General features: G+C 69.4%; 18 protein-coding genes. 8 read left to right on the forward strand and 10 right to left on the reverse strand.

Annotated features, from left to right (window positions below):
• Positions 1-99: 99 nt before the first annotated feature.
• Together G6O69_RS42165 and G6O69_RS15505 are read right to left on the reverse strand one after the other, a co-directional pair.
• Entirely contained in the window at positions 100-738 is a 639-nt protein-coding gene (locus tag G6O69_RS42165; protein ID WP_172304275.1) for a hypothetical protein, read from the reverse strand.
• Between the two features lie 130 nt (positions 739-868).
• A complete protein-coding gene (locus G6O69_RS15505; protein WP_172304276.1) occupies positions 869-2182 on the reverse strand; it encodes a hypothetical protein in 1314 nt (437 codons plus the stop codon).
• Positions 2183-2280: 98 nt separating this feature from the next.
• On the opposite strand from G6O69_RS15505, the gene fdhD reads away from it, so the two are divergent.
• Positions 2281-3138 carry a formate dehydrogenase accessory sulfurtransferase FdhD gene (gene fdhD, locus G6O69_RS15510; protein ID WP_172304277.1) on the forward strand — a complete coding sequence of 286 codons (858 nt, stop codon included), beginning with the start codon at positions 2281-2283 and terminating at the stop codon, positions 3136-3138.
• On the opposite strand, the gene G6O69_RS15515 is transcribed toward fdhD, so the two are convergent.
• Positions 3128-3862, reverse strand: a complete 735-nt coding sequence (locus G6O69_RS15515) for a hypothetical protein (protein WP_172304278.1) — start codon at positions 3860-3862, stop codon at positions 3128-3130. The genes fdhD and G6O69_RS15515 overlap by 11 nt on opposite strands.
• Positions 3863-3989: 127 nt before the next feature.
• On the opposite strand from G6O69_RS15515, the gene G6O69_RS15520 reads away from it, so the two are divergent.
• Together G6O69_RS15520 and G6O69_RS15525 are read left to right on the forward strand one after the other, a co-directional pair.
• Positions 3990-6062, forward strand: coding sequence for a hypothetical protein (locus tag G6O69_RS15520; RefSeq protein WP_172304279.1), 2073 nt, complete (start codon positions 3990-3992; stop codon positions 6060-6062).
• 193 nt (positions 6063-6255) lie between these two features.
• On the forward strand, positions 6256-7587 hold the full coding sequence (locus tag G6O69_RS15525) for a DUF4157 domain-containing protein (protein ID WP_172304280.1): 1332 nt from the start codon (positions 6256-6258) through the stop codon (positions 7585-7587).
• A gap of 129 nt (positions 7588-7716) precedes the next feature.
• Here the strand turns inward: G6O69_RS15525 and G6O69_RS15530 are convergent, their stop codons facing one another.
• The 4 genes from G6O69_RS15530 to argS are packed head-to-tail and all read right to left on the reverse strand — an operon-like array spanning position 7717 to position 12676.
• On the reverse strand, positions 7717-8991 hold the full coding sequence (locus G6O69_RS15530; protein WP_172304281.1) for a VCBS repeat-containing protein: 1275 nt from the start codon (positions 8989-8991) through the stop codon (positions 7717-7719).
• A gap of 60 nt (positions 8992-9051) precedes the next feature.
• Positions 9052-10161 (reverse strand): aromatic ring-hydroxylating dioxygenase subunit alpha, encoded by a 1110-nt coding sequence (locus G6O69_RS15535; protein ID WP_172304282.1) that lies wholly within the window; start codon positions 10159-10161, stop codon positions 9052-9054.
• Positions 10162-10206: 45 nt separating this feature from the next.
• A complete protein-coding gene (locus G6O69_RS15540; protein WP_172304283.1) occupies positions 10207-10776 on the reverse strand; it encodes a hypothetical protein in 570 nt (189 codons plus the stop codon).
• A 49-nt stretch (positions 10777-10825) separates the two neighbouring features.
• Positions 10826-12676 (reverse strand): arginine--tRNA ligase, encoded by a 1851-nt coding sequence (argS, locus tag G6O69_RS15545; protein WP_172304284.1) that lies wholly within the window; start codon positions 12674-12676, stop codon positions 10826-10828.
• A gap of 130 nt (positions 12677-12806) precedes the next feature.
• On the opposite strand from argS, the gene G6O69_RS15550 reads away from it, so the two are divergent.
• On the forward strand, positions 12807-12950 hold the full coding sequence (locus tag G6O69_RS15550) for a hypothetical protein (RefSeq protein WP_172304285.1): 144 nt from the start codon (positions 12807-12809) through the stop codon (positions 12948-12950).
• A 97-nt stretch (positions 12951-13047) separates the two neighbouring features.
• On the opposite strand, the gene G6O69_RS15555 is transcribed toward G6O69_RS15550, so the two are convergent.
• The 3 genes from G6O69_RS15555 to G6O69_RS15565 all read right to left on the reverse strand — a co-directional run bounded on the left by G6O69_RS15555 (position 13048) and on the right by G6O69_RS15565 (position 17163).
• Positions 13048-15660, reverse strand: coding sequence for an alanine:cation symporter family protein (locus tag G6O69_RS15555; protein WP_172304286.1), 2613 nt, complete (start codon positions 15658-15660; stop codon positions 13048-13050).
• A gap of 134 nt (positions 15661-15794) precedes the next feature.
• A complete protein-coding gene (gene ribA, locus G6O69_RS15560) occupies positions 15795-16409 on the reverse strand; it encodes a GTP cyclohydrolase II (RefSeq protein WP_346017049.1) in 615 nt (204 codons plus the stop codon).
• Complete coding sequence (locus G6O69_RS15565) at positions 16399-17163, reverse strand: Fic family protein (RefSeq protein WP_172304287.1); 765 nt, start codon at positions 17161-17163, stop codon at positions 16399-16401. The genes ribA and G6O69_RS15565 overlap by 11 nt, the downstream gene beginning before the upstream one ends.
• Positions 17164-17421: 258 nt before the next feature.
• On the opposite strand from G6O69_RS15565, the gene rsmH reads away from it, so the two are divergent.
• The 4 genes from rsmH (at position 17422) to G6O69_RS15585 (ending at position 22588) form a co-directional block, all read left to right on the forward strand.
• On the forward strand, positions 17422-18378 hold the full coding sequence (gene rsmH, locus G6O69_RS15570; RefSeq protein ID WP_346017050.1) for a 16S rRNA (cytosine(1402)-N(4))-methyltransferase RsmH: 957 nt from the start codon (positions 17422-17424) through the stop codon (positions 18376-18378).
• 14 nt (positions 18379-18392) lie between these two features.
• Positions 18393-18938 carry a hypothetical protein gene (locus G6O69_RS15575; protein WP_172304288.1) on the forward strand — a complete coding sequence of 182 codons (546 nt, stop codon included), beginning with the start codon at positions 18393-18395 and terminating at the stop codon, positions 18936-18938.
• Positions 18935-21022, forward strand: coding sequence for a penicillin-binding protein (locus tag G6O69_RS15580; protein WP_172304289.1), 2088 nt, complete (start codon positions 18935-18937; stop codon positions 21020-21022). Before G6O69_RS15575 ends, G6O69_RS15580 begins: the two co-directional genes overlap by 4 nt.
• A 102-nt stretch (positions 21023-21124) precedes the next feature.
• Positions 21125-22588: a toll/interleukin-1 receptor domain-containing protein gene (locus G6O69_RS15585; RefSeq protein WP_172304290.1), complete on the forward strand. Its 1464-nt coding sequence runs from the start codon at positions 21125-21127 to the stop codon at positions 22586-22588.
• Positions 22589-22641 lie beyond the last annotated feature (53 nt).

A 22641-nucleotide genomic window follows, 5' to 3' on the forward strand; every position in this document is an offset into this window, starting at 1 on the left:
CACTGCGCCAAAAAAGCGGCTCGCGGCAAAGGATCAATATTTAGTTGCTGAAACTAGTTCGTGTGCGCGGGCGAGGGCTTGTTCTCGGTCGGAAACGAATCAGGCGTCGATCAGCGAGGCGAGCTCCTCACAGCGCTGACGGACGAAGCTCAGGCGCTTGGCGATCTCGACGCGCTGCTCGGGGCTCATGGAGCCGAGGGCGTCTAGATCGCCAAATGCGGCGGTTTCGTCGGCCAGAGCCCGCTCTGCGTGCTCGATGGACCGGGCAAAGCGAGGCTTTCGCGGCCTCCCGCCACGCGATGCTTTGTGGCGAGAGCGGACCTCTGCGGCCGCTTTCTCGAGTTCGGGGCTGGTCAAGCCCTCGTCGCCGGCGCGCTCGAGCAGGCGGCGCTGCTCCCTGTCCGGAAGACCAATGACCGCTCGGACATGGCTGACGTTGAGGCGATGCCAAAAGGGGTGATCGGGCATTCGTGACTTGAGTTCGTAGATCGCGATTGCACGAAAGAGGGCCGACGCGCTGACGCCGAGATCCGGGTCGGCGGCCAGCTCTCGCAAGGTGTGTTCTTTTGCCCCACGACTGCGCCAGTGGTGGAAATCGCCGTCGTAGAGCTCCTCGATGACCACGCGGCCGATGGCGAGGGCGAGCTGTAGGCCCGTCGCGCCCACGAGATCGTTGATCCGAGTCTTTGCCCGGGTGATCCGCTGGCGCTCGCCGGCATAGGGGACATTCGTTGTCACTAGTGTCGCAATTCCAACTTCAGTCGCCATCGACTCGAATGGTATTAATCCCACTGAACGGATGCAAGTGAAACATCCTGTGTTTTGGGTCGCATTGTTTCCAATGCAATAACTTCGTGGTTGTCGTTGGTCAGCGAAAGAGCAGGTGGAGCCCGGCCTCGGACGTATAGATGGCGCGGGCGTCGTGCTGATCGTGCAGGTGCTCGACGGCGACAAAGTGCAAATTCGACGCGTCGACGCCCAGCAGGCCGAGCCACGCTTCTTGAAAGTTGCTGAAGCGTTCAAAGCGTGAGCGACCTTGCGAGGTGGCCTTGCAACTGTCACCAAAGGTCGAGGCGTAGTCGCGAGCGGCTTGCAGATGCCAGACCTCACGGCTCGCGTACTGCAACCAAAGCGCCCGGCGCAGGGCCTGCTGACCGTCGTGGGACCAGAGGTTGTGGCGGCCTCGGCGGGCGAGCTTGCGGTCGACGGGGCGCAGATATTGCTCGATTGCGTAATCGACTGAACGGCGGCCGCGCTCGTCGCCGCGCTCGGGCAGGCCGGCGAGGCCGTGGCCCCAGTCGTCGTAGCCCGGGCAAGCTTTGGGCACTGACCAGCGCCAGTGCTGGGTGTCACCTTGGCCGCGGCCCGGCGGGACCTGGGCGCGGCCAGGGGGGAGCTTGCGGCGGCGCAGGGGGAAGGCGTAGAGGCCGGGGTTGGCCACGACATAGCGCAGGCGCACGCCCTGCTTTTCGAGATGCTCGTGCACGCCGACGCCGAGCAGGGCGTAGCGGTGCACGGCCTGGGCCCCTGCGGAGTGGCCGACGAGCACGATCTGCTGGAGCTGGGGGAATTTGACGAGGCTCTGGCGGAGCAGCTCGTCGAGGATCTCGAAGGAAGACACGGGCTCGGCCTTCACGCCGCCGAGCCGGCCGCGGCCCTCCTCGGACAGGCCGCCGGTGTTGTAGCTGCTGCCGGACCAGGCCCACATGCGCGGGTCTTCGTCGGTGTAGGGCTGCCACTCGCCGGCGCGCTGAAAGGTGGGAGCGATGATCGCCACGCGCGAGGGGTCGAAGCTCGGGTCGCGCTCGGCAGCGAGGGACATGGCGCTGCGGATCGCCAGCAGCTGGCCGAGGCCCGGGGCCATGGTCATCGCGGGGATCTGGCTGGGCTCGGCGTGGCCGTGGATCACCAAGATCAGCCGCTCGACCTCGGGGTCTTCGCGACCGTCGAGCTCGCTGCCTGGATCGCAGTGGTAGATCAGCCGCCCGCGGCGGTGGCGGGTGTCGGCCCAGGGGCGCAGCTCGAGCTGGGCCTCGACGCACTCGCTGGCTCCGCAGCCGCGCAGCTGTGGCGCTGGCTTGTAGCGCGGCCGCGGCTGGCGGTTGCTGGCGGCGCAGCCGAGCAGGGCGGTCGCCAGCGCCAGCGCCGCGAGCGGCGTCGAGGACCTGCGCACGAGGGGCACGGGCTTCTTTTACCGCCCTCGCGCGGCCGCCCGCAGCTCGGGGCGCAGGTGCAGCCGTGCGAGGTCTTGCACGCTGGGCTGCGAGTACACTCGCGCGGATGAGCGAGGGCGAGGACGACGAGCGCTTCGTCGGCGTGCGCCGCAGCGCGTGGAGCGGAGGGGTCGCGGGCGCGCTCGAGGACGACCTCTTGGCCCGGGAGGAGCCGCTCGAGCTGCGCGTCGCCGGGGCGCCCCTCGCCGTGGTCATGCGCACCCCGGGTCACGACGAGGAGCTCGCGCGCGGCTTCATGCTCAGCGAGGGCATCGTCGCCGCGGCCAGCGAGATCGCCAGCGCGCGCCACTGCACCACGGTGGACGAGCCCGAGGCCGAGGACAACGTGATGCTGATCCGCCTCGCCGAGGGGGTGGCGGTCGACCTCGCGGCGCTGCGCCGCAACCTCTATGCGAGCAGCTCCTGCGGGGTGTGTGGCAAGGCGAGCATCGCCGCGGTCCTGGCCCCGGGTCGGGCTGTCCTCGCCGGGCGCGAGGGGGAGCCGGCCGCGGACACGCCGAGGATCTCGGCTGCGCTCGTCGAGGCCTTGCCCGAGCGCCTCCGCGAGGGCCAGCCAGTGTTCGCGCGCACCGGGGGGCTGCACGCCGCGGGCTTGTTCACGGCCGCCGGCGAGCGCCTCGTGGTCCGCGAGGACGTGGGGCGGCACAACGCCGTCGACAAGGTGATCGGCTGGGCCGCGATCACCGACACGGCGCTGACTGACAAGCTGCTCATGGTCTCGGGTCGGGTCTCCTTCGAGATCACCCAAAAGGCCGCGGCCGTCGGCGTCCCGATCCTCGCCGCGGTCTCGGCCCCCTCGTCGCTGGCGGTGGACCTGGCGACGCGCGCGGGGATGACCCTGATCGGCTTCGCGCGCGGCCCTCGTTTTTGCGTCTACGCGGGCGCCGAGCGCCTCAGTCCGTGACCACGACTTTGGTGTAGCGCTCGACGACCTTCATCTGTCCCTCGGGGAACTGCACGGTCTGGCGGCGCTCGAGGGGCAGGCCGTCGTGCAGCCACAAGGTCGCGTTGCCGACGTACTGGCCGTCGACGGCGACGCCGAACTCGAGCGGCTGGGCCTCGGTCTCGCCAAAGCGCTCGGGCGGCCCGAGCTGGGGCTCGACGGCGCCGAGCCACTCGCTCGCGCTGCCTTCGGCGTGATCCGGGGGCAGGCCGCCCGTGAGCACGGCGAGGTTGTGGAGCAGGCCCTGGCGGGTCAGGCCGATGACCACGGCCTCGACCAGCGCGGCTGGGCGCTCGCCGGTCCAGCGCTGCTCACCGGCGACCAGGGTGGAGAAGCGCTCGGCGTCGCCGGACCAGCCGAGCTCGAGCTCCTGGCCCGCGAAGCTGCCGCTCGCGCGCAGCTCGATCTCGCCGTCGCGGGTCCACGCCAGCTCGCCAGCGAGGGCCGAGGCCACGGCGCCCTCCGATTGGATCTCGAAGCTGATCTCCACGCGCTGGGCCTGCTGTAGCCTGCGCTCGAGGTCGATCAGCGTGCGCTCGGCCCAGCCGTCCTCTTGCACGTTGGGCTTGTCGACCTCGACCGGGGTCGCGGGCTCGCCGGACAGGCTGTCGCCCGAGGTGGCGCAGGCGAGGGCGGTGCACGTGATCAGAGGCAGGGCCAGGAGGGCGGAGCGAAGAGGGCGCACGCGGCGAGTCTACCCCCACGCGAGCCTGACTTGGGGAGGGGTGGGCACACGCCTTTTCGTGTATCCTGCGCCAACGCTGGGCCCCCTGTTTGCTCGGGAGCGCCGCGGCGAATGGAGTGATGATTTGATGACGCGCCGTCTACCCTTTCTGCTTCCTGCCCTGCCCCTGATCTCCTGCCTCGCCCTCGCCTGTAGCGACGACGGCGGCGCGAGCGACGACGAGGCCACCTCCACCGCCGGCACGGAGACCGCCGATACGGGCACGGACTCCGAGGTGGGCAGCTCCGGGACCGAGACCGAGACCGCCGACACGGGCACGGACACCGGGCTGACCGAGCCCGAGCCCGAGGTCGACTGGGCCACCCTCGAGTGCGACTCGCTGGTCCCCGAGTACTGCCTCTACCCCTTCCCCAACAACGTGTTCACGGCCGAGGACGCGGCCACGCCAACGGGCCGCCGCGTGTCCCTGGTCAGCGCCCAGCTGCCCAGCAAGAACAACGTCGAGGTCCTCGCGGATCCCTTCAACATGGCCGACGGCTTCTCCGCCGGGCAGGTCATGCTGACCTACATGCCCAACGTCGCGACGACCGGGCTGGCCACCTGGAAGGACATCGACGCCTCGCTGGATCCGGCCTCGCCCACGGTGATCATCAACGCCGAGACCGGCGAGTGGGTCCCGCACTTCGCCGAGGTCGACGTGTCCTTGCCCGCCGACACCGACGGCTCCTTGATGATCCGCCCGGTCGAGCGCCTCGCGGACAACACCCGCTACATCGTCGCCGTGCGCGACGTGCAAAACGAGAGCGGTGAGCTGATCCCCGCGAGCGCCGACTTTGCGACGCTGCGCGACCTGACGGCCACCGACAACGCCGAGCTCGAGGCCCGGCGCCCGCTCTACGCCGACATCTTCGCCCGCCTCGCGGACGCCGGGGTCGAGCGCGAGAGCCTGCAGATCGCCTGGGACTTCACGACCGCGAGCACCGACAACAACACGGCCAGCATGCTGCACATGCGCGACGAGGCCATGGCCAGCTACGCCGAGGGCGAGGGCCCGAGCTACATGGTCACCAACGTCGAGAACGACTGGAACACCGATAACATCGCGTATCGGATCCAGGGCACCATCGAGGTCCCGCTCTACCTCGACAGCCCCGACGCCGGCGGCAAGCTGGTCTACGGCGCCGACGGCCTGCCCGAGCAGCAGGGCACCGCGGAGTACCCCTTCGTGGTCATCATCCCCAACAGCGCGCTCGAGCAGCCGGCCCAGGTCATGCAGTACGGCCACGGTCTACTCGGCGGCATCGGCGAGGCCAGCAGCGGCCACCTGCGCAGCTTCCTCAACGAGTACAACTACATCATCTTCGCCGTCGACTGGATCGGCATGGCCGACGAGGACGCGATCCCGATCGCGCAGATGCTCAACGAGGGCTCGATGCATCAGTTCGAGCAGATCACCGACCGCCTCCAGCAGGGCATGCTCAACTTCCTGCTGGGCACGCGGATGATGCGGACCAGCTTCGCCAACGACCCGAGCTTTGGCGAGTACATCGACCCGAGCGCCGCGCACTACTGGGGCATCAGCCAGGGCGGGATCTTTGGCGGCACCTTCTTGGCCCTGAGCCAGGACATCGAGCGCGGCTGCGTCGAGGTCCCCGGCCAGCCCTACAACCTGCTGCTCAACCGCAGCGTCGACTTCGACCAGTACTTCGCGCTGCTCCAGGCCGGCTTTGGCGACTCGCGGGATCTGCAGATCCTGCTCGCGCTGATGCAGATGCTCTGGGATCACGCCGAGCCCACGGGCTACAGCCACCGGGCGACCTCGGACCTCTTCCCCGACACCCCGGCCCACGACGTGCTGATCCGCGCGGCGGTCGGGGATCACCAGGTGACCACCCTGGGCGCGCACATCATGGCCCGGGCCATGGGCGCGACGCACCTCGACACGGGCATCCGCGACATCTGGGGCCTGGACACGGTCAGCGACGAGAACGCTGGCACCACCTACGTCGAGTACGCCTTCGGTCTGCCCGAGGATCCGCTCGAGAACGTGCCCCAGGAGTCCTGCGAGGACCCCCACGGCGAGCTGCGCAAACTCGAGGCTGCGCGCGCGCAGCTCGACGCCTTCTTCCGCACCGGGGTGGTGGGCAACTACTGCGACGGTGGGGTGTGCGACTACCCCGAGCTCGGGGCCTGTCCCTGAGTTAGCAGTTCACAGCGAGGCTCGTCCGAGCGACGAGCGCGGCGCGGCCCGGTGTCCCCAGTTGGGGCCCGGGCCGTTGCTCGTGTATCGCGCGGTCGTCATTCATGACAAAAGATCCTCAATGTCCAGGTCGCTAGTATGGCTGAAGAGGACGGTTGGTGAATGTCATATTAATGGATTATGTTGATGAAGTATGGCCCACGATTTCTCTCGAAATATGCAACGCAGCTCCTCGGCAAATGCGGATCTCTCGCGTCCTGACGCATGGCCCGATTCGCCGCTTCAGCGCCTGGCTGACAAAAGTGAGCGTGTGACGAGGATTCATGAACTTCAGCGCCTCGCTGATCTGCGTCAAGTGGCATCGCGTGGTGTGGCTGGCGCAAATGCGAAGCTCCCATATGCCGATGCCATCCAGAGGTCATTTGGTGATCATGACGTTCAAGGGGTTCGCGCCGAGGTTGGTGGCTCTGCGGCCTCCGCGTGTGAGTCGGTCGGCGCCGAGGCATTTACCACGGGAGAGCGGGTAGGGTTTGTATCTTCCCCGACCTTGCACACTGCTGCGCACGAGGCTGCTCATGTGGTTCAGCAGCGTGCGGGGGTCTCGCTCGAGGGGGGGGTGGGCAAGGCGGGGGATCGCTATGAAAGGCACGCTGACGCCGTGGCCGACGCCGTCGTTGCTGGGAGGTCTGCAGAGGGGTTGCTCGATGGAGGAGCGCGGGGTGGAGTGTCTGGGGGGCGATCAGGGGAGGCACCTGTTCAATACAAGTTGGAAATTGGTGATGGGCGAAAGAAATTTATTGAGGCAATAAAGAAATTGGATTCTGGTAAAATTGAGATTGAGCATCGTGAGGTCCCTCGTTATGGAGGGGCTGTGACTCGTGATGAAATTTTGGAGATCGCGTACAGTGGTGATGTTCCACAGATTAAACGATTTGTTGATATTGTGAGTGAGATATTGAAATCTGATACTTCTGTTATTATTACTGCGAACGATAAGTCCGTTGTGATTGCGTCCTTTGCTAAGGGTAATATATCTATCGATGATATTTCCAAGTTTGGCTGGGAGGGGATGGATATGTCGCGTGAGGTCGCAAGCAGTGGCTTGGCTGTTCTGGCTCATGAGCTCCATGAGCAGTTTGTCAAGCAAAGTGCCGGCAAGGAGTACGATGATGCGCACTCTCAGGCAATTGTTGAGGCGGAAGATGTCGTCAGCGGATGGGTGCGCAAGGACGGCGGAAATGGGGGGTCTGGAGACACTTGGTACCGTGCATCATACGAGCGGAAGCTTGAGAGCGGAAGCGTTGTGCAGGAGGTTACGCACCGCTTTACGAAAGATCCCAAAGCGGTAACTAGGGTCGAGCGTAAGACGATATTTAAAATTGACGACTGGGATGATGGTATTGTTCCGGAGGTCGTCAAGGAGTACGCCAATTCGATTGGTGTGCACGGAGAGGTTGTCTGGATCAATAATGTCGAGTATGAACTTGGTGTCAAGGATGATGTCGTCTCCATCAGCCGCAAGTAGCCAAGAACCCTCGACTGGGGCCGCCCTCTCCGGGTGATCAACAGACCCCCGCTCGAGCCCGGTGCTCGAGCAGGGGTCTTGATAGGTGTGACGGTCGAGGATGGGCAGGACGCTCGGCCCTCGCTGCGCTCACTCGATCTGGCCGATCTGACAGGAGCTGGCGAAGGCCAGGGCCTCGGGGGCGCCGTCGCCGTCGATGTCGCCGATGGCCGGGCTCGAGAGGTAGGCCTCGAAGTCGAGCACGCGCATGCGCTGGGGCTCCTCGAGCCCGCCTCCTGCCAGCGCGGGGGCGAAGAGCAGCTCCTGGCTGGCGTCTCCGAGCGGCCCGAACAGGACGTCGAGGCGACCGTCGCCGTCGAAGTCCGCGCTGAACACGGCCTCGGGGGAGGCGTAGACGAGGCTCTCGAAGGCGAGGGTCTCGCTGGCGAAGCTGCCGTCCTCGGCGCCGATGGCGAGGTAGAAGCTCGTGACCGAGGGGAAGGCGGCGTCGATGATCCCGTCTTGGCTGAAGTCGCCAAAGGTGGCGGCGTAGATCGGCGTGTCGATGGGGGAGCTGGTGAAGCTCGGGGTGTCACCCTCGAGGCCGGTGGTCACGAGCAGGCTGCTGGTGAAGGTCTCGCTGTGGGTCGTGAGGATGTCGAGGCCGCCTTGGCCGTCGACCTGGGCGAGGGAGATCGCCGTGGCCGTGTCCTCGAGCGGGTAGTCGAGCAGGCGCGGCTGCGCCTCGAAGCCGCCTTGGCCATCTGCGTGGAAGATGACGAAGCTGCCCAGACCGATGCTCACGAGGTCCGCGAGCCCGTCGCCGTCGACGTCGCCCGCGGCGAGCTCGGGTTGGCCCCAGCTCGGCGCCTCGGCCCAGCTCAGCGAGCTGGCCTCGGCCTCGCGGGCGGCCGAGATGGTGTAGTAGGCGAGGGAGGGCGTACCGTTTTCCGAGTGGGATAGCCCGAGGACGAGCTCGTCGCTGCCGTCGCCGTCGACGTCGAGGGCGAGCGCGCTGGTCGGCGAGAACCCGCTGAGCGAGAGGTTGAGCTGCTCGCTCTCGGGGCCCAGGGGGCCAAAGCTGATCCGTCGGCCGAGGGCGTAGTCGGCGTGGCCGTCACCGTCGAAGTCGCCGATGGCTGCGGGGGCGAGATCGGAAAGGCCGAGGATTGGAAAGGGGAGCTCGATGAAGGTGGTGGCCGGCTCGCCGTCGACGACCTCGAAGCGCATCACGCCCTGGAGCGGGTCGTTGCAGGGGTCTTCGCTGGACTCGTCGCCAGTTTCGTCGCCAGTTTCGTCGCCAGTTTCGTCCGCTGCGGGGTCGCTCTCACAGCCCGCGAGCAGGGGACTGGCAGACAGGCTCGCCCACGCCAGCAGGCCGAGCCGTGGGCGGGGGGAGAGGAGGCCGCGAAGGGTGAAGGACATGCCCTACGAGTCCTCGTGGGCGTGCAATCGATCATCTGCCCACGACTCCTCGTCGTCGGCTCAGACGTCCATGACCAGGCGGTGCTCGTGGGGCTCGTCCACGACCTGGCGATCCCCCCGCTCGGCGTTGCGCAGCAGCCGGAGGATCTGCGGCCCGAGCACGTCGACCTCGGTGGACGCGAAGTGCTCGCCCCCGAAGGCGGCGATCGTCTCGGCCTGGCGCTCGAGGACCACGGCGTCCTGCTCGAAGATCGCCCTGGCGATCGGCCCGAGGGCCGGGCGGACCAGGGCCGCGGGGATCGGCAGGCGGAAGCTGATGATCGCGGTCAGCCGGGTGCGCGTGTCCGTGAGCGGGGTCAGGGCGCTGACCGTGGCGATGTGGCTGCGCTCGCCCAGGCGATACTCGACCTCGGTGATGCTCGGCAGCACGAAGCGGTCGAAGTGGGTGACGACGCCGCCGCCCGGGGCGAGGATCCGCCCGACGATGCCCGTGGGCCGCGGCTCGCCGATGAACTCGGCCTCGGCGCGGTCGTGCCAGCGCCGGACCACGACCTCGATCTGGTTGCCGGCGCCGGACTTGCGAAACAGCCCGCTGTGCAAGAATTTGGTGTGCGGGACGTCGAGGGCGTTCTCGGCGACGGCGTGGATCGTGCCCTCGACCTCGAAGGTCTCGCAGCCCGAGTGGTAGGCCGGGTCGCGGACGTAGCGAAACACGTAGGGCTCGCGGACGGGCTCGACGTCGGGGGTGGCGTAGACCCAGATCAGCCCGTCTTGCTCGCGGGTCGCGTAGCGCTGGACCGCGCGCGCGGGGCCCTCGGGCGCCTTGCAGGAGGTCGGGATCTCGCGGCACTGGCCGCGCGTGTCGAAGGCCCAGCCGTGGTAGCCGCAGCGCAGCCGCGAGCCCTCGACGCGGCCGTCGGAGAGCGGGACGTTGCGGTGCGGGCAGCGGTCGAGGAGCGCCCCGACGCTGCCCTCGGCGTCGCGGAAGAGCACGATGGGCACGCCGTAGAGCGAGGTCGCGTAGGGCCGCGAGCCGGCGGCCGCGAGCTCCTTGACGGTGCAGGCCACGTACCAGTCGTCGAGCACCCGCGCGGCCGAGCTCTTGCCCGTGCCCGCGATCGGCAGGCGCCGAACTCGCTCGTCGTCGTTGCTCGGGCCGCCGCCGTCCACGAAGGCACGATAGCAGCGCCGCGCGTCAGCCGGTAGTCGGCGGGCTCACGGGCAGACTTGGATGCAATTGACGATCGCGCAGCTGCCCAGGGCGACGCTGACTGGATCTTGCGCCTCGCAGTCGAGCTGGCAGGAGCTCGCTTGGCCGCCGGCTTCGATGCACTCGAGCGCGCAGACGCAGGCGTCGACCTCGAGGCAGTCCGTGAGCTCGGGGCAGCAGGCGGCCATGGTGCAGGCGACGCAAGCGGTGTCCTCGAGCTCGATGTCGAGCTCGCAGCTCTCGCCGGTGTCGGTCTCGCTGGCGGCGGTGTCGGTCTCGCTGGAGCCGGAGTCGCCCTCGCCCGAGCCGGCGTCGCCCTCACCCTCGGTGCTCGTGCTCGTGCTCGTGCCCGTGCCTGTGTTGGTGCTCGAGCTGCCCGCTTCGTCGCTCGAGCCGCCGTCCTCGGACTCGGCCGAGCCCTCGAAGCCGGCCATGTTGGGCGAGCCCTCGCTGGGCGCCGCGACGTCCTTGGGGCTGTCGCAGGCCAGGCTCGACGCGGCGCACACGACCAGCCCCAGGGCGGCGATCAGTTGAAGGGTCGCGGCGCGGGTCGTGGCGAGTCTTCCAGCCGACATGAGCGAGAGTGTCTCACGGCCGCCCGGCGAGGGCGGCGGGGAGCTTCGATCACATGCGCTCGGGCGCGGGGATGCCGAGCAGCGACAGGCCCCAGGCCAGGGCCTCGCGGCTGGCCTGGACGAGCAGCAGGCGGGCCTGGAGCACGGCCTCGTCGTCCTGGCGCAGCACGTTGCACTGCTGCTGGAAGCGGTTGTAGGCCCGGCTGAGGGTGTAGAGCTGCGAGCAGAGGATCGAGGGGCGCAGGCGCGAGGCGGCGTGGCCGATGGCGCTGGGCAGGTTGATGATCTCGCGCATCAAGGCGAGCTCGGCCGCGTCGCCCAGGGTCCCGGGGGCCGGGGCGCGCTCGCCCGAGACCAGGGCGGCGTCGATGGCCTTGCCGCGCTCGTCGGCCTTGCGCAGCAGCGAGGCCGAGCGCGCGCACACGTACTGGAGCGTGGGCCCGCCGTCGCCGCCTTGGACCTTGGTCCACTCGGCCATGTCGAACACGATCTTCTGGTTGTTGTCGCGGTTGAGCATCCCGTACTTGATCGCCCCGAGGGAGACCTGGTGGATGGCCGCTTCGAACTCGGCGTCGGTCCAGCTCGCGCCCTCTTCGCTCTCGCGCAAGGCGGTGAAGAAGCTGGCCCACAGCGCCTCGGCGAGCTGCTCACGCAGGGCGCGGATCGTGATGATGTTGCCCTTGCGGCTGGACATGGCGCCGTCGGGGAGCTCGACCATCTCGTAGGCCACGTGCTCGCACAGCTCGGCCTGGGCGAAGCCCATCTTTTTCAGGGTCAAGAACACCTGGCGGAAGTGGTCGCTCTGGCGGGCGTCGACGACGTAGATCGAGCGGTCGACGCCGAACTCCTCGAACTTGGTCCGCGCCAGGGCGAGGTCCTTGGTCGCGTACAGCCCCGTGCCGTCGCTCTTGCGCAGCATGAAGAAGGGCATGTGCTCGATCTCGGGGTTCTCGATGCCGACGGCGCCCTGGCTCTCGACGAACACGCCCTTTTGCAGGAACTCGTCGACGAGGGCGAGGCCGGGCTCGTCGACCTCGCTCTCGTAGAACACACGATCGAATTCGACGCCGGCCCAGGCGTAGATCTGGTCGAACTCGTCGAGCGACCACTGGCGGGTGCGCTCCCACAGCTCGCGGTAGACCGGGTCGCGGGTCTCGATGCCGCGGAGGATCTCGGTCATGCGCGCGCGGGCGGCCGCGTACTTGGCCGCGGCCGCGGTGTCGCCGTCCTTGCCGGCCTTCTCCCAGTCCTCGAGCTGGTTGGAGGCGACGTTGTAGATCTTGCCCAGCCACTCGCCCTTGTGTTCCTGCGGCGGCTGCTGGTCGGCGAAGAGCGCCTCCATGCCCCACAGGCACTTGGCCACGTGGGTGCCGACGTCGCCCAGGTAGTTGGCGGCGACGACCTCGTGGCCCGTGGCCCGCAGCAGGCGGACGAGCGCGTCGCCCAGGCACAGGTTGCGCATGTGCCCGACGTGGAAGGCCTTGTGCGTGTTGGGCTGCGAGTACTCGACCATGATCTTCTGGTCGGTGTGCACGGGCGTGGCGGAGAAGTTCGGGCGCTCGCCTCGGGCCCAGGCCGGGAGCAGCAGGGCGCCGAGCACGTGGGGGCGGAGGCGGAAATTCAAGAACGGCCCGGCGGGGTTGGCCGCGGCGATCAGCCCGGCCTCGCCGGCGGCCGCGAGGGCCGGGGCGAGCTCGGCGGCGAGGCTCGCGGCGATCTTGGGCGGGGCGTTGCGCAGGGCCTTGGCCAGGCGAAAGCAGGGGAAGGCCAGGTCGCCAAACTCCGGCTTGGCGGGGGGCGCGAGCAGCTCGGCGATCGCGTCGACGTCGAGGCCGGCGGCCTCGGGCAGGTGCGGGGCGAGGAGCTTGGCGACTTCGAATGCGAGGACGTCAGGGCGCATCGGAGCCGAGAGGTTGGCTGATTCCGCGGCCTCGTGCCAGACCGAGGGGGCGCCGAGGGGTCGCGCGGGGCGAGGGCCCGGCAATCATCGCGCGCCGCCCACGGCCGCGGCCGTGCTAAAAAGGCGCTCCATGGCACCGACCACGGCCGCCGCGATCGTCTTCGCCCTGATGTGGACGCTGATCCTCTACTCGGGCTTTCGCCTCTATCGCTGGCTCTTTCGCCTCGATCGCCAGGCCCGCGAGGGCGAGGCGCCGATCCGCACGGGGCTGTGAGCCGCGGCCGCGGGGGCCCTGGCTCGGGTGAGCGTGCGCGCGCAGGCGAGCCCTGCGGCGGCGTCACCTGCCTGGGCGCGCCGCTGCGTCAGGCTGCTCACTCGCTCGCTGCGTTCCGAGCGTCGTCGGACTTCGGCAGGCGCAGCCACGCGAGCACCAGGCCGAGGCCGTTGAGCGCGAGCAGGCCGATCATCACCGAGTCGACCAGGCGCATGAGCGGCAGCAGCTCGAGGCTGGCGCTGGCCCCGGCGAAGCCGACGAGCACGAAGACCACGCGGAAGCCCCAGCTCGCGCCGCGGCCGAGGGCGTGATCGGCCGCCCGGGCGCCGTAGCTGGACCAGGCGATCATCGTGGTCAGCGCGAGGATCAGCACGCAGATCCCCAGCAGGACCTCTCCGCCGTGGCCGCTGCCAAAGAAGGAGGCCCAGCCGAGGCGCTCGATGCCAGCGCCGGCGACGAAGGGGCCGGCCATGAAGGGCGCGACCTCCTCGGGGTGGGGGTCGTAGAGCTGACCGCGGGAGCCCTGGGCCTCGATGGCCGACATGGTGGGGACCAGGGTGCGGCGCTCGGCGAAGGGCGAGACGAAGCCGCTGCGCTCTTGGTTGGTGCGCAGCAGGTAGTCGTTGGACGCCGGCGCTCGCGTGCCGCTGTGGACCTCGACCTCGAAGCGGTAGGGGGGCGGGTCGAGGTAGGGGCCGGTGTAGTTGGCCCAGCGGCCGGCGTCGATGAAGTCGGCGACCTCGGGCTGGGCGCTGGTGAACAGCAGCCTGTTGCCGTCGGCGCTCGGCTCGACGTGGACGCGGATCCGCTTGTCGAGGCTCGGGTCTTCTTTGTGGCGCAAGATCGCGTGGGTGGTCTCGGCCAGGAAGCGCCACGAGGGGGTCATGAGCCTGCCGTTGGGCAGCAGCTTGCCGATGGCCATGCCGCGCTCGGGGACCTGGTAGTCGAGGTGGAGGCGCGCGCCGATCGGGGCGTCGAAGTCCTCGCGGGCGATCATCGCTCGCGGCGGCCGGGGGTCGCCGTTGTCGAGGTAGGGCCCGCTGAAGGCGCTGGTCACCGCGCTGCGCAAGGTCAGCGCGCCGGGGAGCTCGTCGGCCGCGAAGGCGGCGTCGAAGGCCCCCCACTCGGGGTGGAACATGCGGGTGACTCGCGCATCGAAGTAGTAGTCACCAAAGACCACGTAGGGCCCGTCGCGGACCTTGGACTTGCGGTAGAGGTCGACGGAGGGGTCGCTGGGCGTCAGGCTCACGAGCGTCCCGCGGCCGGTCTCGAGCAGCTCGTTGTCGACGGGGATGCGCACGTCGAAGGCCGGGTAGCGGTTGAGGTCCGGGTCGAGGTCGCGGTAGACGAGCTCGGTGATCTCCTGGGTCTCCGGGGACGAGGGCAGGAGGATCGAGCGCTGGCCATCCTTGACCTCGATCCGGCTGCCGCGCGGGCTGCCGCGCATGACCATGGGGTAGACGTAGTTCTCGCGCAGGCCCTGGGTCGGGGCGCCCGGGGAGCTGGGCCCTGCGTCCGTGGGGTCGATGGCGGGGTCTTGGGAGGCGCGCTCGGGGTCGAGCACGGTGCCCTTGGGCAGGACCACGGTCTGGCCAGTCTGGAGGCTGCCGGCCATGCCTCGGGACATGGGCAGTTCGAGGGGCACCCAGGCCGCGACGACGCGCAGGGCGTCGGCCTCGCGCAGGGCCTCGACGTCGCCCTCGCCGAGCGACGCGGCGATCTGCTCGAGCTCGGCCTCGCTGGCCGAGCGCGCGTCGGCGCTGGCCCGCCGCTCGCCGGCCTCGTCGATGCGCTGACCGGTCCAGGGCGAGGCCGTGAGCACCGCCAGGGCCGTCACCGTGGGCACCAAGATGCCGCTGGCCAAAGGCGCGAGCATGGCCGCGCGGGCGGCCGCCTTGGGATCCTTGATCGCGTCGGCTTCGGGCGTGAAGCCGGCGCTGCCGAGGCCGGCCTCGGTGGCCAGCGTGGCCCGCAAAAAGCCGGCCTGCATGGCCATCAGCAGCCCGCCGCCAGCGACACCGCCAGCCACTGCGCCGCCGGAGCTCAGGCCGGCAAAGATCGAGGACAGGGCCGGGCCCACGGGGTAGGGCGTGCGCACGATGATCAGCAGCAGCGCGAACACGTAGAGGATCACCGCGACCGGGCCGAGGGCGGCCACGAAGGCGCGCAGCTTGGGGACGGCCATGCCGACCGCCGCCGCGGCGCACAGCACCGCGGCGACCTGCCAGGGCTCACCGCCGATGGTCGCCAGCAGCTCGGTGCTCTGCTGGGTCTGAAGCAGCGAGCCGGCCGAGAGCGCGAAGATCATCACGAGCAGGGCGAAGACCAGCGCCAGCGCCTTGCCCAGGCCGCCGGGGAGCCCGGCCTCGAGCACGCGCGCGCTGTTCATCCGCCCCTCGGCGCGCAGGCGCACGCTGAGCAGGACCTCGGCGTAGACGACCCCCATGCCGAGCAGCGACGCCACCCACATCCAGACGATGGCTCCAGGCCCGCCGAGCTCGATGGCCAGGATCGATCCTCCCACCGAGCCCATGCCCACGCTCGCGGCCAAGAAGCCGCGCCGGACCAGGGCGGCGCTGGGCTTGCCGGCGCTGAGCGCCTTGGGCAGCTCTCGCAGCTGGGCGAAGCCGGTGAGGGCGGTGACGATCAGCCCGACGGCGAGGGCTGTGTAGACGAGGATCGCCTGGGTGATGGGGCTCAAGTCCATCATGGCCGCGAGGGTACTTCATGCGCGAGCGTGGCGACACGTGGCGCCGCGCGTCACCTGCGCTGCGTACTCGCGCTCGGGCTAGCCCAGAACATCAAATACACATATGGGGCTCACGTTGCCGACCCAGACACGGCTCAGAGCTTGTGGCCCATCTTGGCCTTCTTCGTGCTCAGGTACACCGCGTTCTCATCTCGCGGCGGGCTGATGATCGGCTCGCGTCGGCTGACCTCGATCCCGCACGCCTGCAGCCCTTCGACCTTGGCGGGGTTGTTGGTGAACAGCACGATCGACTCGATCTCCAGCGCCCGCAGCATGGCGGCGGCCTGGTCGTAGCGGCGAAGGTCTCCGTCGAAGCCGAGGTGCAAGTTGGCCTCGAGGGTGTCGTAGCCCTCGTCTTGGAGCTCGTAGGCCCGGACCTTCTCGGCGATGCCGATGCCGCGGCCTTCTTGGCGCATGTAGAGCACCAGCCCGGGGCGCTCGGCGATGATGCGGTCGAGGGCGAGCTCGAGCTGGTCGCGGCAGTCGCAGCGCAGCGAGCCGAACACGTCGCCGGTGAGGCACTCCGAGTGCAGGCGGGTGGGCAGGTCGCGGCGGCCGGCGACCTCTCCGCTGATCACCGCGACATCGTCCAGGCGGTGGCCCTCGGCGTTGGTGAAGGAGACGATCTCGAGCTGCCCGTGACGTGTGGGCAGCTTTGCGCGGGCGTAGACCCGAACGGCCGGGGCGATGGAGAGCACCTCAGAAGCCACGGCTCGAGTCAACGATGCCTTGGTAGAGCTTGTTACTGGCAACCATCCCCTCCTCGATGGAGTCGACTACCAGCTCCAGTAGCTCATCTTGGTCGCGCTGCAAGGTGTCGTAGTAGCGCTGACGATCCACGTGGTGGATGATGGCTGGCCAGTAGCTCTCGTTGATGAGGATGTGGTTCATGGCCAACCGCGCGACGCGCCCGCTGATGTCGGGCCAGGGCAGCACGCGGATGAGCTCGCGGTGAACCTCACAGGCCAGCTCGATCGGATGGGCACGCTTGCACTCCTCGGTGCGGAACCAATCGGTCAGCTTCCGCATGCGGTAGCTGATCTTGTCGGCCTGCGCGAGGTCGTGAAAATACATGCGGTGGATCGGGTTGTCCTTGCGGTACTGGACCTGATCCTTCTTGTCGGCTGGCAGCAAGATCTGATGCAGACGCTTGAGCCAGTCGAGGTTGAGCGTCATCCGCTTGCCCCGTGAGGCGAGGATGAACTCGATGCCGTCGTAGAGCGAGGCGATGTGGTTGTAGGCGGGGATCAACGCTGGAGTCGAGATGATCTCCGGGTCGATCGCTGCTTTGATCTCGGAGACGGTGAGCACCGTCCCCTCGAGCGCGAAGTCGTGGAAGATCCACGACATGCGAAAGCGCTCGTCGAACTGCGCTCGCTGGCGCGGCCCGAGCATCCCGAGCTTCTCGAGCAGGAGCTCCGAGGACTCGTGGAGCTGGCGAAAATTCCTCGTTCGAGGCGGCATCTAGGGTCCCTTCGGCGCGCCCGCGTCCGCACAGATCGGACGGTGGGGTTGCGGAAGCTACTGCCCGCTCCGGCCGTGGTCAACTCCCCGGCGAGGACGCTAAGTCGTCGTGATTGCAGGTGATTCGGCGCTCGCGTGGCCTGCGGGGCCAGAAGGCGGGTCATGGCGTGATCGCGCTCCCGAGATCCGGTGGCGGCACGGGGGCTGGAAAAGCGCAAATTTTGACCAGCTAGAGGGTCGCTGGCACGACCGAAGCTGGTGCCCGAGTTCCACGAGAGCGTGCTCGCCGAGGCGGTGGCGAAGGCCCTGGTGCCCGCGATCGCCGCGACCCCAGAGGCGGTGCTGGTCGACGCGACCTGCGGCGCAGGCGGGCATACGGCGGCGCTGCTGGCCCGCTGCTCACCCGCGAAGGTGGTGCTCCTGGACCGGGACCCGGCGGCGCTCGAATTTGCCCGGACGCGCCTCGAGGGCGCCGAGTGTGCGCTCCACTTCGTCCACGCGCGCTTCTCGAGCCTGGCGGCGGTGCTCGACGAGCTCGGGATCGAGTCGGTCGCGGCGCTGATCGCAGATATCGGTGTTTCCTCACACCAGTTCGACGCCGGGGAGCGGGGCTTTTCCTTCCGCGCGGACGCCCCCCTGGACATGCGCATGGATCCGACGCGCGGTCGCAGCGCTGGCGAGCTCCTGGCGGAGATCGACGAGGCCGGCCTGGCGGAGCTCCTGCGTCGCTACGGCGAGGAGCCCGAGGCCCGGCGCATCGCCAAGGCGGTGATCGTGGCGCGGCCGCGGACCACGGGGGCGCTGGCCCAGGTCGTCGAGGAGGCGATGTCGGCGCGAGCGCGGCGTCAGCTCGGGCGGCGCATCCACCCGGCCACGCGGACTTTTCAGGCCCTGCGCATCGCGGTCAACGAGGAGCTCGAGGAGCTCGACGCGCTGCTCGAGGCCGGCCCCGAGCGCCTGGCCGTGGGCGGGCGCATGGGCGTGATCAGCTTCCACTCGCTCGAGGACCGCCGGATCAAGCGGCGCTTCGCCGCGCTCAGCCGCGTGGCCGAGCTGCCCCACGGCCTGCCCCTGACCGCGGACCAGCTGCCCAAGGCGCCCTTCCAGCTCGCGGCCGAGCTCCCTCGGCGCGGGGTGGTGGCCGACGCGGCCGAGCGCGACCGCAACCCTCGCTCGCGCAGCGCCCGACTGCGGGTGCTCGAGCGCCGCAGCTGACCACAGAGATCACCATGGCACGACGCAACGCACAGCCAGCCTCCGAAGCCCAACGCCAGGTCGTCGTGACCTTGCCGCGCTCGCGTCGACGCGGCGAGTCGGACGCCCTGGCCGCGCGCCGCCGCAAGCAGCGGGCCCAAAAGGCGAGCGAGGACGAGGGCGCCCGCGCCCACGGCTGGGGTCGCGCCGAGGACCCCGACGCCCGCCCGCGGACGCCTCGCGGCCTGCTCCAGCGCCGCCGCGCCAACGGCACGCCGCTGCTGCTCTTCACCGTGCTCGCGGTGCTCACCGCCGTGGGCCTGGCCCGGGTCAGCGCGCGCATCGAGGTCCTCCAGGCCGCCAACGAGATCACCGAGCTCAGCGAGCAGCAAAAGCGCCTTTTGGATCGCAAGCGTCGGCTCGAGACCGAGCGCGCCTACCTGCGCCGACCCGAGCGCGTGGCCGAGCAGGCCGCGGCGCGCCTGGGCATGGTCCCCGCGCCGCCCACGAGGATCCAGCGCATCGAGCTCGAGCCGGCCGCCGACGCGGGCGCAGCACACGAGACAGGAGCCACGCGATGAGCCCCAAGGTCCGCGAGAACATCGACCTGATCAGCAGCCGCGGCGCCGAGATGTGGCGAAGCGTGCCCAAGATGGCCAGCGACCCGCGCTCGATCCAGCGGCGCTCGACGATCGTCGGCGCGCTGATCGTCGCCGGGCTCATGGGCATGGGCTACCGCGCCTGGGATCTGTGCGTGCGTCGCCACGCCGAGTACGCCGCCCAGGGCAACCGCCAGCAGCTGCGCACCTACACCCTCGAGGCCAGCCGCGGCAACGTGGTCGACCGCAACCACATCTCGATGGCGGTCAACGATCGCCTCGATCGCATCGTGCTCAACCCGCGGCTGATCCGCTCGCACGGCCGCGAGGACGAGGTGCTCGAGTTCCTGCTGACCATGTTCGGCTCGGAGCACGCCGACTACATCGCCGAGGAGCTCGAGCGCGACAAGGCCTACCGCAAGCTCCGCCTGCCTCTGGACGACGACATGGCGGCGGCCGTGCGCCGGGCCAAGCTCCCGGGGGTGCGCCTCGAGCAGGATCCGCACCGCGTCTATCCGCGCGGCTCCCTGGCCGCGCACGTGCTCGGTCGGGTCAACGCCCAGGGCCAGGGCAACCTCGGCGTCGAGCTGGGCATGAACGAGTCCCTCGCCGGGCGCGAGGCCAGCAGCCCGGCCTACTACGCGGCCTTCGACGGCATGGGCACCAAGCTGCTCGTCGACGGCCACCCCGACCACGCCGTGTCCCGCGGCCAGACCGTGGTCTTGACGATCGACTCGGCGATCCAGGCCATGGCCGAGGAAGAGATCGACACGCTGGTCCGCAACTGGCACCCCGTGGGCGCCAGCGTGCTGGTCTTGGATCCGCGCAGCGGCGAGGTCCTGGCCATGGTCAACCGGCCGACCTTCGACCCCAACCACCCGGTCCCGAGCGCCGCGCAGACCGTCAACTTGGCCGTCCAGCACGCCTACGAGCCCGGCTCGACCCTCAAGGCGATCACCGTGGCCGCGGCCCTCGAGCAGGGCACGATCCGCCCGGACCAGACCTTCTTTTGCGAGGAGGGGCGCTGGCAGTACACGCCCCGCCACGCGATCCGCGACACCAAGCGCAAGGGCTGGCTCGACGTCACGGAGATCCTCGCGGTGTCCTCGAACATCTGCACCACGAAGATCTACGAGACCCTGGGCAAGGAGGCGCTCTACCGCTGGATTCACCGCTTCCACTTCGGCGAGCGCCCGGACATCCAGCTGCCCGCGGTGACCAAGGGCCTGGTCGCCGACTGGCAGAAGTGGTCGGACATCCAGGCCGCGAACATCAGCTTTGGCCAGGGCATGAGCGCCAGCCCGCTGCAGGTCGCGGCCGCCTTCGCGGCCCTGGCCAACGGCGGCGTCTACCGCCAGCCGACCATCGTCTCGCAGATCCTCGACGCCGAGGGCGAGCCGGCCTGGGACCACGAGCGCGACGGCGAGGCCGGCGAGCGGATCGTCCGCAAGGCCACCGCCGACACCGTGCTCGAGATGCTGACCGCCGTGGTCCACACCAAAAACGGCACCGGCAAGAACGCGCGCATCGAGGGCTACACCGTGGCCGGCAAGACCTCGACGGCGCAAAAGGCCAACCCCGAGGGCGGCTACTTCGAGGACCAGTACTACGCCAGCTTCATCGGCGCGGTCCCGGCCGAGGACCCCGCGCTGGTCATCCTCGTGTCCGTCGACAACCCCGAGGGCGGCCACTACGGCAACGAGGTCGCGGCCCCGACCTTCGCCCGGCTGGGGACCCGGGTGCTCGCCTACATGGGCGTGCCCGACGAGGACAGCACCGAGGTCTCGCCCGAGGCGATTGCGATCGCGGCGGACGCCCCGGAGCTGGTCGAGGGCTTCATCCCCGACCTCGACGTTCAGCCCCCGCTGCCGGGCATGCGCAAGGTCGAGTTCACGACCGGGCTGCCCGACTTCAGCGGCCTGACCCTGACCCAGGCGCTGGCCGAGGCCGAGAAGGCCCACGTCGAGCTGCGGGCCACGGGCACGGGGCTGGCGGTCGGCCAGAGCCTGCCGCCCGGCCCGGCGCAGGCGGGGGCCGAGGTCACGGTGCACTTTCAGCCGCTGTGAGCGCGGGCTGGCGATGGACGTGGCGGACGCGGCGAAGCGCCGCGCTGCGGTCGTGATGGGTTTCACCGCGCCCTGAGAGGGCCGCTATCATTGGGGCGCGCCATGGCCAGAGTCGACGTCGTCCCCGGAGTCACCCTCCGCATCGAGCCCGAGCTCGCTGGCGGCGCGCTGCGCCTGCGTTGGCGAGGACAGCTGGTCGACGCGCTCGAGCTCGTCGGTCGGGGGCCGGTCGACATCTCGATCTCGGACTTCTGGGCCCAGAGTCTGCGCTGGGAAGTGAGCGTCTCGCAGGGCAGGCGCGAGTCGTCGGGTTGCGTCGTGACCGTGGATGTTCCGCGCGGGGGCTCGCTCGAGCTCGAGGTCCGCGCGCATCCGGTCGGTGAGCGGGGGCGGGGGCTGGTGGCTCGGCTGCCGCTACGCGCTTCGCCAGGCGAGTCCGCGCCGCAGCCCAAGGGGCCGCCCTTGCCGGGCGAGGTCGTGCGCGGCGGTCGTGGCGCTCCTCCAGCGCCGGCGTCCTCGCCTCCCGTGCGCACGCGCGATGGCAACAAAAGCGAGTCCTTCGTGCCGGGCGGGCCGAGCGGGCCGAGCGAGCGGCCAGAGCCCTCGCCGGTGCGGGCGCCCGCAGAGCCAGGAGACGATATCGAGAGCGCCCTCGCTCCCCTCGAGGACGACGAGGACGACGCGGATGCGCTGGAGGCCTCGCACGGGGAAGAGGCCGACGCGCCGGCGCTCACGGAGGAGGTCCACAGCGTCGAGCTCGGCGCCTCGGCCCCGGCGCGGGTCCGCCCGGGCGACGAGTTCATCGCCCGCTTCGTGGTCTACAGCGAGGAGCTCGAAGGTCGGCTCGCGGCCGAGCTCGAGCGGCGCAGCGCCGACGCGACGCACCGGCTCGCGTTGGCGCGCACGCGCTGGTCGGTGGGCACCGAGGTCAGCGTCGAGCTGCGCATGCGCGATCTCGAGGTCGAGGACGCCGTCCAGCGCTTTCGCTGGTCCGGGGGCTTCGAGATCGTCGAGTTCAGCGTCTATGTGCCGGCAGACCTCGCGCCCTGCAAGCGGCTGCTCAAGTTCGACGCGCGCGTGGCCGGCTTGCCAGTGGGGCGGGTCCGCGTCGAGCTCGAGGTCGTGTCGGCGACGGCGACCACGGACCCCGAGGTGCTGGCGAGCGCGCGCGGGGAGGCCTTCCGCTCGGCCTTTGCCTCCTACGCCCACGGAGATCGGGCGCGCGTGTTGGATCGCGTCGCTAGTCTCAAGAGCGTTGACGTCGAGGTCTTCTTGGACTGTCTGGACTTGCGCCCCGGCGAAGAGTTCGAGGCCCGGATCTATGACGAGATTCTCAACCGGGATCTCTACCTGCTGTTTTGGAGCCGAGCCGCGGCCCGCTCCAAGTGGGTGGAGCGAGAGTGGCGGTTGGCCTGGGCTGAGAAGGACCGCGAGTCTTTCAAGATCAGCCCGCTCGAGTGGGCCGAGCCGCCCGCGGAGCTTTGCCACCTCAACTTCAATGACCCTTTGAACCAGTGGCGTGAGGGGCTGGAGGGGCTGGAGGGGCTGGAGGATCAGGAGCCCTGAAGCAGCGCTTCGCCACCTCGACTTCGACGCTCCCCTGAGCATGCTCCGAGAGG

The sequence above is a fragment of the Pseudenhygromyxa sp. WMMC2535 genome, assembly GCF_011083025.2.